Here is a 13811-nt window from a genome sequence, read left to right on the forward strand (position 1 = left end):
GCCGGGCGAGCCCGGCGATCATCACTGCGGAATCGGTGGCGAGAGTCTAGACATCACGCCGGTCACGCGCCAGCGAACGTTCACGGTCGACCACCTCGTCATACCATTCCTTGTGGTGCTTGCGCGCCCAGGCATAGGTCACCCAGCCGCGTGTCATGGCCCGGATGGACCCCTTGATCCACAGCGCCGCATAGATGTGCACGATGATGGAACAGATGATGACGAAGCCCAGGAACGCATGCAGCAGGGCTGCGGCGCGCACCACGGTGATCGGGAACAGATAGGTGAAATACGCCCGCCAGATCACCAGCCCGGTCAGCAGCAGGCCGAGCATGCTGGCCAGCAGCACCCAGAACAGGATCTTCTGGCCGGCGTTGTAGCGGCCGATGGGCGGCAGCTTTTCCTCGTGGTTGGTCAGCACGTCGCCGATCTGCCGCATCCACTGCACGTCGTTGCGTTCCAGGAAGTTGTGGTGCCAGAAACGCAGCACCAGGATCATGAACGACACGAACATCACCAGCCCGATGAACGGGTGCAGGATTCGGGTCCACGGCCCGCCGCCCAGCAGCCCGCTCAGCCAGAACATGGCCGGGTGGAACATCGACAGGCCCGACAGCGCCAGCAGCACGAAGCAGATGGCGGTGATCCAGTGGTTGCTGCGGTCGTTGGCGGTGTAGCGCTCGATCACCGGTTCTTCGCTGGCGGTCGCGAAGTCGCGGCTGGTGGGCAGTTCAGGCTTGCGGGTGCTGCTCATGGCGGGCCTCCTGTTCCTTCACTTCGACCAGCGGATCGATGCCCACCCCGGCGGCCTCGCGGCGTTCGCGGGCCTCGATGTCGGCGTCTTCTTCTTCGTGCGCATTGACCTCGTTCGGCCCCACCCGTGTGTAGTGGAAGAACCCCGCCAGCGCGGTGATGGCGATGCCCGCCAGTGCGATGGGTTTGGCCGCGCCCTTCCACAATCCGACCAGCGGGCTGATCGTCGGCTTGTTCGGCAGGCCGTGGTACAGCGAAGGCGTGTCGGCATGGTGCAGCACATACATCACATGGGTGCCGCCGACACCGACCGGGTCGTACAGGCCGGCCTTGGCGAAACCGCGTTCCTTCAGGTCGACGATACGTTCCTCGGCCTGGTCCTTCATGGCCTGCTTGGTGCCGAACATGATGGCGCCCGTCGGGCAGGTCTTCACACAGGCCGGCTCCTGGCCCACCGCCACGCGGTCGGAGCACAGGGTGCACTTGTAGGCCTTGTTGTCCTTCTTCGAGATCTTCGGCACGTTGAACGGACAGCCGGCGATGCAGTAGCCACAGCCGATGCAGGCCTCCTCATGGAAGTCCACGATGCCGTTGGTGTACTGCACGATGGCGCCCGGCGAAGGGCAGGCCTTCAGGCAGCCGGGGTCTTCGCAGTGCATGCAGCCGTCCTTGCGGATCAGCCATTCGAGGTTGCCGGATTCGTCGTTCTCGTATTCGGTGAACCGCATCACGGTCCACGAATCCGGGGTCAGTTCGGCCGGGTTGTCGTACACACCGACGTTGGTGCCGACGTCGTCGCGCAGGTCGTTCCATTCCATGCACGCGGTCTGGCAGGCCTTGCAGCCGATGCACTTCGAGACGTCGATGAGCTTGGCCACCTCGCCGGAGTGCGGGGAGCGCGCCATCGGCTCCGGCAGGGTGGTGGCGGAGCGGCGCTTGATATCCAGGGATTGCATTGACATGACGGCTCCTTAAACCTTTTCCACCTTGACCAGGAAGGTCTTGAACTCGGGTGTGTTGGTATTGCCGTCACCCACGAATGGCGTGAGCGTGTTGGCCAGGAATCCGGCCTTGGTCACGCCCTTGAACCCCCAATGGATCGGTATGCCCACGTGGTGCACCGTGCGGCCCTCGATGGTCATCGGCTTGATCCGTTTGGTGACCAGCGCCACCGCCTTGATGTAGCCGCGCTTGGAACTGACCTTCACCATCTGGCCGTTGGCGATGCCCAGTTCCTTCGCCATCGCCTCGCCGATTTCCACGAACTGCTGCGGCTGCACGATGGCGTTCAGCAACGCATGTTTGGTCCAGTAATGGAAATGCTCCGTGAGCCGGTAGGTGGTGCCGACGTGCGGGAATTCCTTGGCCGTGCCGAAGGTGTCCCAGACCGACTTGAACACCCGCGCCGCCGGCGAACTGGTGGCCTTGGGATTGTTGGGGTTCATCGGGTTGAAACCCAGCGGTGTGTCGAACGGTTCGTAGTGCTCGGGGAACGGTCCTTCGTTGAGCCCCTTGCGGGCGAAGAAACGGGCCACACCCTCGGGATTCATGATGAACGGGCCGGCGCCGCTTTCGGGTGCCAGGGTGGCACCGAAGTCGGCCACATCGGGGCCGACCCAGGCGCTGCCATTCCACTGGGTCAGCGTCTTTTCGCGGTTCCAGGGTTTGCCGGATGGATCGCAGGACGCCCGGTTGTAGAGGATGCGCCGGTTGGCCGGCCAGGCCCAGGCCCAGTTCAGGGTGTTGCCGATGCCGGTCGGGTCGGAGTTGTCACGCCGGCCCATCTGGTTGCCGGCCTGCGTCCAGGCGCCGGCGAAGATCCAGCAGCCGCTCATGGTGCTGCCGTCGTCGCGCAGTTCACCGAAACCTGAAATCTGCTCGCCCGCCTTGCGCAGCACCTTGGTCGGGTCGGTCGGGTCCTTCAGGTCGACCAGCGCACGGCCGTTGTATTCCTTGGCAACTTCGGCGGGTGTCGGTTCCTCGCCATGGGCATAGGGCCACCACAGGTTGAGGATGGCGTCTGGGTACTTGCCGCCGTCCTTCTGGTAGAGCGCCTTGATCCGCAGGTAGAGCTCCGACATGATGCGGATGTCGGTCTCGGCCTGCCCCGGAGGGGCGGCGGCTTTCCAGTGCCACTGCAACACCCGCGACGAACTGACGACCGAGCCTTCTTCTTCCGCGAAACAGGTGGTCGGCAGGCGGAAGACCTCGGTCTGGATCTTTGAAGAATCCACGTCGTTGTGCTCGCCGTAGTTCTTCCAGAACTCGGACGTCTCGGTGGCCAGCGGATCCATGATGACCAGGAACTTGAGCTTGGACAGCCCCTCGCGCACCCGGTCCTTGTTGGACAGCGCCGCCAGCGGGTTGAAGCCCTGCGCCAGGTAACCGTTGACCTTGCCCTCCTTCATCAGCTCGAAGATCTGGAGCATGTCGTACTCCTTGTCGAGCTTGGGCAGGTAGTCGTAGCCCCAATTGTTTTCCAGGGTGGCGGCCGGGCCGTACCACGCCTTCATCAGGCTGACGTGGAATTTGGGGTAGTTCTGCCAGTAGCTCATCTGGCCGGCACGCAGGGGTTTCTGCGTGCGGCTGGTGATGTAGCCCTGGTAGTCCTGCTCTGCTTCCTTGGGCATGGTGAGGTAGCCCGGCAGGCTGGCCGACAGCAGGCCCAGGTCGGTCAGGCCCTGGATGTTGCTGTGGCCTCGCAGCGCGTTCATGCCGCCGCCGGCGACGCCGATGTTGCCCAGCAGCAGCTGCACCATGGCCCCGGTGCGCAGAATCTGCGCGCCGATGGAGTGCTGGGTCCAGCCCAACGCATACAGGATGGTCGCGGCCCGGCCGGTGGTGGCGGTGCTGGCGAGCTTCTCGCAGATGTGTAGGAACTTGGCCTTGGGGGTGCCGCAGACGCTTTCGACCTTCTCGGGTGTGTAGCGCGCGTAGTGCTGCTTCATCAGCTGGTAGACGCAGCGCGGGTTCTGCAGCGTGGGGTCGGTCCTGACGAAACCGTCCTCGCCCAGTTCGTAGTCCCAGCTTGCCTTGTCGTACTGGCGTTTCTCTTCGTTGTAGCCCGAGAAATAGCCGTCGGCGAAGCTGAAGTCGTCGCGCACGATGAAACTGAAGTCGGTGTACGCCTTCACGTAGTCGTGCTGGATGCGGTCGTTTTCGAGCAGCCAGCGGATGACGCCGCCCAGGAACACGATGTCGCTGCCCGACCGGATGGGCGCGTAGAAATCAGCGACCGATGCCGAGCGGTTGAAGCGCGGATCGACCACCATGAAGTACGCCTTGTTGTGCGCCTTCGCCTCGGTCACCCACTTGAAACCGCAGGGGTGTGCTTCGGCGGCATTGCCGCCCATGACCAGAATTACGTCCGCATTCTTGATGTCGACCCAATGGTTCGTCATCGCTCCACGGCCAAACGTCGGGGCAAGACCTGCCACCGTCGGGCCGTGTCAGACACGGGCTTGGTTATCGAATGCGACGAGGCCCCAGGAGCGGGCGATCTTGTGGGTGATGTAGCCGGCTTCGCTGCTGGAGGCTGATGCAGCCAGCATGCCGGTGGTGGTCCAGCGGTTGACGCGTTTGCCGTCGGCCGTGGTCTCGATGAAGTTGGCGTCGCGGTCGGCCTTCATGAGGCCGGCGATGCGGGTGAGTGCATCGTCCCAGGACATCCGTTTCCATTCGGTGGAGCCCGGTGCGCGGTACTCGGGGTACAGCAGGCGGTTGGGGCTGTTGACGATGTCCAGCAGGCTGGCGCCCTTGGGACAGAGCGTGCCGCGGTTGACCGGGTGGTCGGGGTCGCCCTCGACGTGGATCACCGAGGGTTTGGCGTTCTTCGCGCCGTCGCCCAGGGAATACATCAGGATGCCGCAGCCGACCGAGCAGTAGGTGCAGGTCTGGCGTGTGACGGTGGTGGCGGCGAGCTTGTACTGACGGACTTCTGCCAGCGCGGTCGCCGGTGAGAAGCCCATGAGCGCCAGGCTTGAGCCCGCCAGGCTGGAGCCAGTCACTTTCATGAACTGGCGGCGGGAGAGTTCCATCGTGGGTACCTCTTTTATAGGGTTCCCGGATTATTCTAGGCAGCCAGGTTTTTCCTGCAACCGGGTTGCGGAGCGCTTGAGTCGGATGCTGCGCCTTGTCGCCCGGTCGGGTGGCGGTCAGGTTCTGCGAGGTGCCAGCGCCGCCAGGCAGACCAGGGCGGCTCCGCCGAATGCCAGCACGTCCTCGGCGCCGGCGATGGGCCAGTCGCGGCCGATGGCCTTGGAAACCCGGGTGCGGATGGTGTAGCCGAGGTAGGTGGCGGCCAGCGCGCCCACCGCGCCTGCCAGGGCGGCCTCGGCCGAGCGGCCGCCTGCCAGAGTGGCGCCCGACAGGGCGCCGGTCGCCACACGGACCGCCACGCCGGCCGGTTCGGTGCGGCTCGGTGTACTGGGAAGTTTGTCGGCGATCAGTTCACCCAGGGCCATCGGCGTCGTCATCCACACCGCCTTGGGGCTGGCCAGCGCCGACAGTTGCGAATTTTTCAGGTTGACCAGCCCGAGGCGGGCGGCCCAGCTCACGGTTGCCAGCGGCGCAGAAGTGCGGGGGCCGGCCGTCGCACCCAGCAGGAAGGCCAGGCGCAAGGTGCGCCAGCGGCCAGGGCCTTCGATTTCCAGCGGTTCGGGCGTCTCGCCCTTCTGCAGCACTTCGACGCCGGCCTTCACATCACCGAAGAAACGCCGGAAGAACTTGCGCGCCGCCTCGGTCGCGGTGCCGAAGACGGTGTGGGAAACATACGAATAGGGGTGCGACACGGCCGGCGCCTTCCAGACCGGGTCGCCCAGCTTCATCGCGGGCACCAGGGTTTCATCGACCACGGTGGCGGCGACCACACCGAAGGCGGCGCCCTGGCCGGCCTTGACGCGGGGTTCGATCTCGGCGGCCATGCCGTACAGCGCACCCACGAGGCCGCCGAAGGCGTAATGCACCGCCTCGCCGCCGGCGGGACGCACCGAGCGGGCCAGCGGCCGGCCACTGGCCAGGATCGAGAAACGGTCGGCGGCCTTTTCGGTGGAAGGCGTACCGGACACACCCGAGGTGATGTTGCCGCGCGCCAGCAGGTTCTGGAACTCGGTCATGGCCCAGGCGCCGACGACACCCGCCGCCAGCCCCGCGACCAGGCCCAGCACGGGCGAATCGCTCTCGTTGAAATCAGTGCCCATGTGGCGTCCTTGTTGGATGGTTTCGGGCCAGTCTAGGGGCGCTGCGGCGGGTAGATGTGACTGGTTGTCGAACAGGTTTTTCGACATCGGAAAAGAACGAAACAACCCTGTGCCGGCCCGAATCGCTCGCTGCATAGAATCGGCCACTGCCCCGCATCGTCGGTGGGGCGCTTTCGTGAAAGGGCCCCATGCAAGCAGCCCATCGCCGTGCCAATGAAATCGAGAGCCTCGCAGCACTGCACGACCTGCTGGTGCTCGACACCGCTCCCGAGGCCGAGTTCCAGGCGCTGGTGGACGTGGCTTCCACCGTGTGCGGCGTGCCCGTCTCGCTCATCAGCCTGATCGACGAGAACCGCCAGTGGTTCAAGGCCAACGTCGGTCTGCCGGACGTTGCCGAAACCTCGCGCGAGGTGTCGTTCTGCAGCCACGCGGTGCTGGGCGACACGCTGTTCGAGGTCGACGACGCTCAGGCCGACGCCCGCTTCGCGGACAACCCGCTGGTCACCGCGCCTGGCGGCATCCGTTTCTATGCGGGCGCGCCGATCACCCTGAGCAGCGGCATGCGGGTGGGCACGGTCTGCGTGATCGACAGCCAGCCGCGCGAGCTTTCCGCCACCCAGCGGCTGGTGCTTCAGCAGCTCGCCAGGGCAGCCGCGCTGGCCCTCGAGCGTCGCGCGGAAGTGCAGCAGTTGCAGCGCCAGGCGCGCTCGATGGGCGACCGCGAACGCACCTTCCGGCTGGTGCTCGACGCGGTGCCTTCGGTGATGATCTATTGGGACGGCCGGCAGGTCTGCCGTTTTGCCAACCGCGCCTGTGCCGAATGGTTCGGTCTGGCGCAGGACGCCATGCCCGGCATGTCGGCGCGGCAGGTGCTGGGCGCCGATCTGTACGAACGCAACGAACACCATCTGCGGGCCGCCCTGAACGGCGAGCCGCAGCGTTTCGAGCGCTCGTCCACGCTGCCCGACGGCTCGCCCCGGCACAGCCTGACCTTCTACGTGCCGGACCATATCGACGGCCAGGTGGCCGGTGTGCTGGTGCAGGTGACCGACGTCACCTCGCTGAAGGAAACCGAGCGCGCATTGCGGCGCGAGGCCGAAGGCCTGCAGCGGGTCAACCTGCTGCTGCAAAGCACCGCCAGGGCGCTGAACGAAGCCCAGACCCTCGGCCGTATCGGCAGCTGGGAATGGGACCTGGCGACCGGCGTCAACAGCTGGTCGCCCGAGCTTTTCCGCATCAGCGGCCGCGACCCGGCGTTGCCGCCGCCTCCGGTCGACGAGCGGCTGCGTGCCTTCCTGCCGGGTAGCCGCGAACGGCTGTCTGAAGCCATCGCGCAATGCCGCCTGCTCGGCAAACCGTATGCGCTGGAAGTCGAATTCCGGCGTGTATCCGACCAGCAACTGCGCTGGCTCGACGCACGTGGTGTGCCCGTCCGCAACAGCGCCGGCATGGTGGTGGCGGTACGTGGCACGGCACAGGACATCACCGGCCGAAAGAACGCCGAACAGGCCCTGCACAAGAGCCAGGAATTCCTGCGGCGCACCGGGCAACTGGCCGGTGTGGGCGGCTGGGAGGTCGATCTTGCCGAAGGCGCGGTTACCTGGTCGGACGAGGTCTGCCGCATACACGGCATGGCGCCCGGCCATCGCCCGTCGATGCAGGAAGCGCTGGATTTCTATGAACCGCGCTCGCGGCCTGCCATCGAGCAGGCGGTCAGGGCGGCCATCGACGGCGCGGACAGTTTCGATGTCGAACTGGAAATCGTGCGAGCCGACGGCCAGGTGCGAAGTGTTCGTGCCGTGGGTTCGGTCGAGCGCCGTGACGGCGTGGCGGTGCGCCTGGCCGGCGCCTTCCAGGACGTGACCGACCGCCGCCGCCTGGCCCGGGAGCTGGAAGAACAGCACGAACTGCTGCGGGTGACCCTGCATTCCATCGGCGACGCAGTCATCACCACCGACCCGTCCGGCCACATCACCTGGATGAATCCGGTGGCCGAACGCATGACCGGCTGGCTCAGCGCCGAGGCCATGCGGCGGCCGCTGACCGACGCCTTCCATATCGTCCATGAAGACACCCGCGCCATCGCGCCCAACCCGGTGGATGTCTGCCTGGCCGAACGCAAGGTGATGGGCCTGGCGCATCGCTCGCTGCTGCTGTCGCGCGACGGCAGCGAACGCGGCATCGAGGACTCGGCCGCACCCATCCTGAACGAGGCCGGAGAACTGCTGGGCGCGGTGCTGGTCTTCCACGACGTGTCCGAACAGCGGCGGCTGTCGAACGAGATGAGCTACCGCGCCAGCCACGACTGGCTGACCGGACTGGTCAACCGGGCGGAATTCGACCACCGGCTGGAGCGCACGCTGTCGCAGTGCCGCGCGGTGCCGTCCGACAACGTGCTGCTGTATATCGACCTGGACCAGTTCAAGCTGGTCAACGACGCCTGCGGCCATGCGGCGGGCGACGAATTGCTGCAGCAGGTCAGCAAGCTTTTCGGCGAGTCGCTGCGCAGCCGCGACACCCTGGCCCGGCTCGGCGGCGACGAGTTCGCGGTCATCCTCAGCCACTGCAACACCGTGCAGGCACGGCGTGTGGCGCAGAAGCTGTGCGACCGGCTGGACGTGTACCGTTTCCTGCACCAGGACAAGCGTTTCCGCATCGGCGCCAGCATCGGCCTGGCGCCGCTGGATGCCCGCTGGCCCACCATCGATGCGGTGAAGCAGGCGGCCGACGCCTCGTGTTACTCGGCCAAGGAGGCCGGCCGCAACCGGGTGCACGAATGGCGCGACACCGACGCCAACATGCGCACCCGCCACGGCCAGATGCAGTGGGTGACCCGCATCGAGAAGGCGCTCGACAACGACGAGTTCGTGCTGTTCGGCCAGCGCATGAAGGCACTGGCCGCACCCGATGCCGGCCTGCATGCGGAGGTGCTGCTGCGCATGCGCGACGAGGACGGCTCGCTGATCCCGCCCGGTGCTTTCCTGCCAGCGGCAGAACGTTTTCATCTGGCGACGCGGGTCGACCGATGGGTGGTGTCGCATGCCGTCGAATGGCTGCGCGGCCTGCCGACGCTGGCCAGCATCGAATGCCTGTGCGTGAACCTGTCCGGCCAGTCGGTAGGCGACAGCGCCTTCCATGCCTGGGCGCAGGCCCTGCTGGCCGAAGCCGGCCAGGACATCCGTTCGCGCCTGTGTTTCGAGATCACCGAGACCTCGGCGGTCACCAACATGGCCGACGCGGCGCTGTTCGTCGATGCGGTGCGGGCGGTCGGCGTGCGGGTGGCGCTGGACGACTTTGGTGCCGGCGCATCGTCGTTCGGTTACCTGCACAAGCTGGCGGTCGACTACCTGAAGATCGACGGACAGTTCATCCGCGGCCTGGTGTCCGACCCGCTGCACGAGGCGGCGGTGCGCTGTTTCATCGACGTTTCCAGGATATTGGGTGTGAAGACCGTCGCCGAGTTCGTGGAAGAGGCCGACGTGATGGCCCGCCTGGGTACCTATGGTGTGGATTTTGCTCAGGGTTACCTGGTCCACCGGCCAGCGCCCATCGACGAGATTCTGGCGGGCCCATGAAAAAATCAGCCGCGGCCTTCGGGCCGTTCTCACGTCATCCACCTTTGTCCAAACCATGAAACTGCAGCGTCAGCTCCTCTGTCTTTCCCTTTCCATCGGCGCCGCCTTCGCGCCCATGCTGTCGCATGCCCAGGAAGCCAAGCCCGGCGTCACCATCTACGCCACCGGCGGCACCATCGCCGGCGCGTCGAAAAGCAGCACCGACACGACCGCCTACAAGGCGGGTTCCATCGGCGTACAGGCCCTGATCGACGCGGTGCCGGAACTGACCGGCGTGGCCACCATCAGCGGCGAACAGGTCGCCAACGTGGCCAGCAACGACATCACCACCACGCTGCTGCTGAAGCTGTCGCAGACCATCAACAAACAGCTGGCCCAGCCCGGCACGCATGGCGTGGTCGTCACCCACGGCACCGATACGCTCGAAGAAACCGCCTTCTTCCTGGACCTGACCACCTCCACCAGCGGCAAGCCGGTGGTGATCGTCGGCGCCATGCGCCCGGCCACGGCCGTCAGCGCCGACGGCCCGTTCAACCTGCTGCAGGCAGTGTCGCTGGCGGCCAGCAAGTCGGCCGAAGGGCGCGGCGCGATGGTGGTGCTGAACGACCGCATCGGCTCGGCCTTCTACAACACCAAGACCAACACCACCGCGGTCGACACCTTCCGTTCGGTGGAACAGGGCTACCTCGGCATGTTCATCGGCACCGAGCCGCGTTTCTATTACTCGCCCGCGCTGCCCACCGGCAAGATGGCCTTCGACGTTTCGGGCGTCACCGCGCTGCCCAAGGTCTCCATCGTCTACATGCACGAGGACCAGGACAACGAGCAGCTCGACGCCGCCATCCGTGCCGGCGCCAAGGGCGTGGTCATTGTCGGCAGCGGCAACGGATCGGTGCCCACCATCGTCAAGAACCGCATCGACGAACTGACGAAGCAGGGCTTCCCGGTGGTGCGCGCCAGCCGCACCGGCAGCGGCTTCTCGACGAAGAAGGTCGAAGGCATCGGCGCTGGCACCCTGAACGCACAGAAGGCCCGCATGCTGCTGATGCTGGGTCTGGCGCAAGGCGCGGACATCACCCGCCTGCGCAGCTATTTCAACGGCTGAGTCCCGTTACCGGACGCCGCCCCGAGTTTCCACCTCGTGGATCGTGACGCTGTCCGGCCTGCTGGACTGCAAGGTGGATGCGCAGGCCGCCATCCGCTTTTTCAGCCGAAGGGGTGCAGTTCGGGCGCCATGCGATAGACCTCGGTCTGGCGCGCCGCCAGCCGGAACTGCGGCAGTCCGATGTTGTGCGCCAGCACCTGGGACATCTCGTAGACCGGTGTGTAGTCGTCGGCATTGTCGTAACGCTGCCAGGCCAGGTTGACGGATTCGTCCAGCAGGCCGACTTCGCGGCATTCGACGCCTCGGAGGGAGAAGTCTTCATGCATGGGCATGGCGTGCAGCATGCCCAGCACCAGCACACCCTTGGCGTTTTTCTTCAGCGCGCGGCGGCTGTGGCGCACCATGGCGTCTTCTCGCGCGGCGTCGGAGCCGCCTTCAATGCCCAGCGGGTCGACATGGACGACCTGGACGCCGCTCCGCAGGATGTCGAAGTAGCCCAGCAGTTCCGGCAGGAATTTCTGCAGCAGGGACCGGTCCGGAGAGTTGCGCACATGGTCCCAGATGATCCGTTGCGCCGATCTCGAAAGCAGCACCTCGCCCGCGAGTTTTTGCCGCAGCGCGGGGTTCATCGACAGCAGCCTGATCAACAGCCGCAAGTTTTCGAACGTGTGCGCGTCGATTTCCAGCAGCAGCGGCCAGCCGTGTTTCTGGCAGACATCGACTGCTGCATGAAACTGCATCAGGCTGCCCGGCGAATGGTGGCCGCCGCTGAGCATCAGCACGCCCCGGCCCGGCCGTGCCGCCAGGGCTGCGGCGGCAGTGTCGATGCGGTCGCACAACTCCGCCGCGGAACGGAGTTCGGGAAAGGACTTCAGCGCGTCGATTCCCCTGGCCAGGTTGAGTCCGTCGGGAGTGAGGAAGATGACCGCTTGCGGCTGCAGCGCCGGGTCTATTTCCGCGGCAGCCATCAGCGGGGCCAGCGGGCCGGCCACCGTTTCTGCACCCAGGTGCGACGGACTGCAGGAGGGGCGGGCGGGAACAAGGGCCGCTGGCGGCCTGATGTGGTGGGCGGGCGCGGTGTGCCCGGGCGGCAAGTTGATCTGGGCGGGCGTCGATGTCAGCATGGACCGGTCCTCTGCAAAACTTCGGAGTATTCGGTTGCCGGTTTCGAGCACCGGCCACGCTGCCGAAACCGTGGGCGGTGCGACGAACTTTCCGCCGGCGTCCGCTGAGGAGCCGCATCGAAAACGAGTTTTTCTCCATGCGCTGGAGACTCCGTCCGACAACCGGTGACTTTCGGGCGGCCTAGAGTCGTTCAGCACTTTCGCCGATTCACGTTCTTCCCGATGCCACGTTCCGCCACGGCCCCCGAGCCGTCCACGCCCGCCCGCGCCTCGCGGCGGCGCAGGTCGCCCACCCTGTCGATGGAGGCATGGCGGCAGTTCATGGAAGTGGCGCGCCCCTATTGGACCGGGGACAAGAAACGCGTGGCCTGGTCGCTGATCACCTTGCTGGTCGTGCTGATGCTGGCCGAGACCCAGCTGGCGGTGATGCTGAACAACCAGGCCGGCGAGATGACATCGGCGCTGGCCGGCCGCGAGGCCGACCGTTTCTGGACCGCGGTGCGCGGCGCCCTGCTGGTGCTGGTCTTCGCGGTGCCGGTCTACGCGTTCTATTACTACATGCGCGACAACTTCGCCAACCACTGGCGGCGCTGGCTGACCGGGAGGTTCCTGGACGGCTACCTGGGCAACCGGAAGTACTACGAGATCGGTTCCATGGCCGAGATCGACAACCCCGACCAGCGCATCAGCGAAGACATCGACACGTTCACCGGTCGGTCCACCAACTTCCTGCTGATCTTCGTCGGCTCGCTCATGCAACTGATCGCCTTCAGCGCCGTGCTGTGGTCCATATCGCATGTGCTGGTGGGTTTCCTGGCGCTGTATGCCTTCGTCGGCACCTTCGGGGCGTTGTACTTCTTCGGGGCGCCGCTGATCCGGCTGAACTTCTGGCAGCTGAGGCGTGAGGCCGACTTCCGTTTCGGCCTGATGCGGCTGCGCGAGAACGCCGAATCCATCGCCTTCTACCGTGGCGAAGCGCAGGAGCGACAAGCCATCGACCAGCGTTTCGATGCTGTCTACAGCAACTACGCGCGGCTCATCAGGAAGCAGCGTTCGCTCAACCTGTTCCAGCGTGCCTTCAGCCAGCTGACCCTGGTGGTGCCCAGCATCATCCTGGCCAACGACGTGCTGTCGGGCGAACTCGAAGTGGGCCGGGCGGTGCAGGCTGCCGGCGCCTTCGTCGCGGTGCTGGGCGCGGTGTCGCTCATCGTCGACAACTTCGAGGCGCTGAGTCGTTTCGTGGCCGGCATCGCGCGGCTGCACACGCTGTCGAAGGTGGTGATGCCGAATGTGGACGAAGTCCCGTCCGCTTCCGCTTCCGCTTCCGCTTCCGCTTCCGCTTCTGCATCGTTGCCTGCGGCGGCGGTGCCGCCGACCGAGATCCGCCGCGAATCCGGCCCGCACCTCGAAGCGGACGATGTCACGCTCTACACGCCGCAGTTCGGCCGCATGCTGGTAGAGGACCTGCAGTTCAGCCTGCAGCCGGGCGACGGCCTGCTGATCGCCGGGGCGAGCGGTTGCGGCAAGAGTTCGCTGCTGCGCGCCATCGCCGGTTTGTGGCGCACCGGCAGCGGCACGGTGCGTTCATTGCCGGCAGAGGAGGTTTTCTTCCTGCCGCAAAAGCCGTACATGCAGGTCGGCAGCCTGCGCAGCCAGATCCTCTATCCCAGCCACCATATCGAGATCGACGACATGGACCTGCTGAAGCTGCTGCGCGACGTCCACCTGGGCGACCTGGCCGAACGGGTCGGCGGGCTGCATGCGGTGCACGACTGGGAAAAGCTGCTGTCGATGGGCGAACAGCAACGCCTGGCGTTCGCCCGGGTGCTGATCCACAAACCCCGCATCGCCATCCTCGACGAAGCGACCAGCGCACTGGACAACACCAACGAGGCTTCGTTGTATGCCCGGTTGCGCGCCACGGGCGCAACGGTGGTCAGCATCGCCCACCGGGCGGCGGTGCTGAAACATCACACCCATGTGCTGAAGCTGGACGGCACCGGCGGGTGGGAGCTGATGGATGCGGAGGATTACCGGTTCGAGCAGTGATGACCTG

At 65.9% G+C, this 13811-nt stretch carries 8 protein-coding genes; 3 read left to right on the forward strand and 5 right to left on the reverse strand.

The window, feature by feature from the left end; translation table 11 throughout:
- Positions 1-46: 46 nt before the first annotated feature.
- From AC3ANW_RS01965 to AC3ANW_RS01980, 4 genes are all read right to left on the reverse strand, one after another.
- Entirely contained in the window at positions 47-754 is a 708-nt protein-coding gene (locus AC3ANW_RS01965) for a formate dehydrogenase subunit gamma (protein ID WP_488343530.1), read from the reverse strand.
- Complete coding sequence (gene fdxH / locus AC3ANW_RS01970; protein WP_488343531.1) at positions 732-1715, reverse strand: formate dehydrogenase subunit beta; 984 nt, start codon at positions 1713-1715, stop codon at positions 732-734. Before fdxH ends, AC3ANW_RS01965 begins: the two co-directional genes overlap by 23 nt.
- A gap of 9 nt (positions 1716-1724) precedes the next feature.
- Positions 1725-4790 carry a formate dehydrogenase-N subunit alpha gene (fdnG, locus tag AC3ANW_RS01975; protein WP_488343532.1) on the reverse strand — a complete coding sequence of 1022 codons (3066 nt, stop codon included), beginning with the start codon at positions 4788-4790 and terminating at the stop codon, positions 1725-1727.
- 117 nt (positions 4791-4907) lie between these two features.
- Positions 4908-5951 carry a DUF1440 domain-containing protein gene (locus AC3ANW_RS01980; RefSeq protein ID WP_488343533.1) on the reverse strand — a complete coding sequence of 348 codons (1044 nt, stop codon included), beginning with the start codon at positions 5949-5951 and terminating at the stop codon, positions 4908-4910.
- Positions 5952-6139: 188 nt separating this feature from the next.
- Between AC3ANW_RS01980 and AC3ANW_RS01985 the strand changes: the two genes are divergently transcribed.
- Together AC3ANW_RS01985 and AC3ANW_RS01990 are read left to right on the forward strand one after the other, a co-directional pair.
- Positions 6140-9526 (forward strand): EAL domain-containing protein, encoded by a 3387-nt coding sequence (locus AC3ANW_RS01985; protein WP_488343534.1) that lies wholly within the window; start codon positions 6140-6142, stop codon positions 9524-9526.
- A 55-nt stretch (positions 9527-9581) separates the two neighbouring features.
- Positions 9582-10631, forward strand: coding sequence for an asparaginase (locus tag AC3ANW_RS01990; RefSeq protein WP_488343535.1), 1050 nt, complete (start codon positions 9582-9584; stop codon positions 10629-10631).
- Positions 10632-10732: 101 nt separating this feature from the next.
- On the opposite strand, the gene AC3ANW_RS01995 is transcribed toward AC3ANW_RS01990, so the two are convergent.
- Positions 10733-11755 (reverse strand): hypothetical protein, encoded by a 1023-nt coding sequence (locus AC3ANW_RS01995; RefSeq protein ID WP_488343536.1) that lies wholly within the window; start codon positions 11753-11755, stop codon positions 10733-10735.
- A 222-nt stretch (positions 11756-11977) separates the two neighbouring features.
- Here AC3ANW_RS01995 and AC3ANW_RS02000 point away from each other — a divergent pair, with 222 nt between their 5' ends.
- Positions 11978-13804: an ABC transporter ATP-binding protein/permease gene (locus AC3ANW_RS02000; protein ID WP_488343537.1), complete on the forward strand. Its 1827-nt coding sequence runs from the start codon at positions 11978-11980 to the stop codon at positions 13802-13804.
- Positions 13805-13811: the final 7 nt, after the last annotated feature.

It is taken from the genome of Xylophilus sp. PBN-3R (assembly GCF_057747805.1).

Coding starts and splice junctions, on each gene's coding strand:
- AC3ANW_RS01995 (WP_488343536.1), bottom strand. CDS start 11,755: ATGCTGACATCGACGCCCGCCCAGATCAACTTGCCGCCCGGGCACACC.
- AC3ANW_RS01985 (WP_488343534.1), top strand. CDS start 6,140: ATGCAAGCAGCCCATCGCCGTGCCAATGAAATCGAGAGCCTCGCAGCA.
- AC3ANW_RS01990 (WP_488343535.1), top strand. CDS start 9,582: ATGAAACTGCAGCGTCAGCTCCTCTGTCTTTCCCTTTCCATCGGCGCC.
- AC3ANW_RS02000 (WP_488343537.1), top strand. CDS start 11,978: ATGCCACGTTCCGCCACGGCCCCCGAGCCGTCCACGCCCGCCCGCGCC.
- AC3ANW_RS01980 (WP_488343533.1), bottom strand. CDS start 5,951: ATGGGCACTGATTTCAACGAGAGCGATTCGCCCGTGCTGGGCCTGGTC.
- AC3ANW_RS01965 (WP_488343530.1), bottom strand. CDS start 754: ATGAGCAGCACCCGCAAGCCTGAACTGCCCACCAGCCGCGACTTCGCG.
- fdxH (WP_488343531.1), bottom strand. CDS start 1,715: ATGTCAATGCAATCCCTGGATATCAAGCGCCGCTCCGCCACCACCCTG.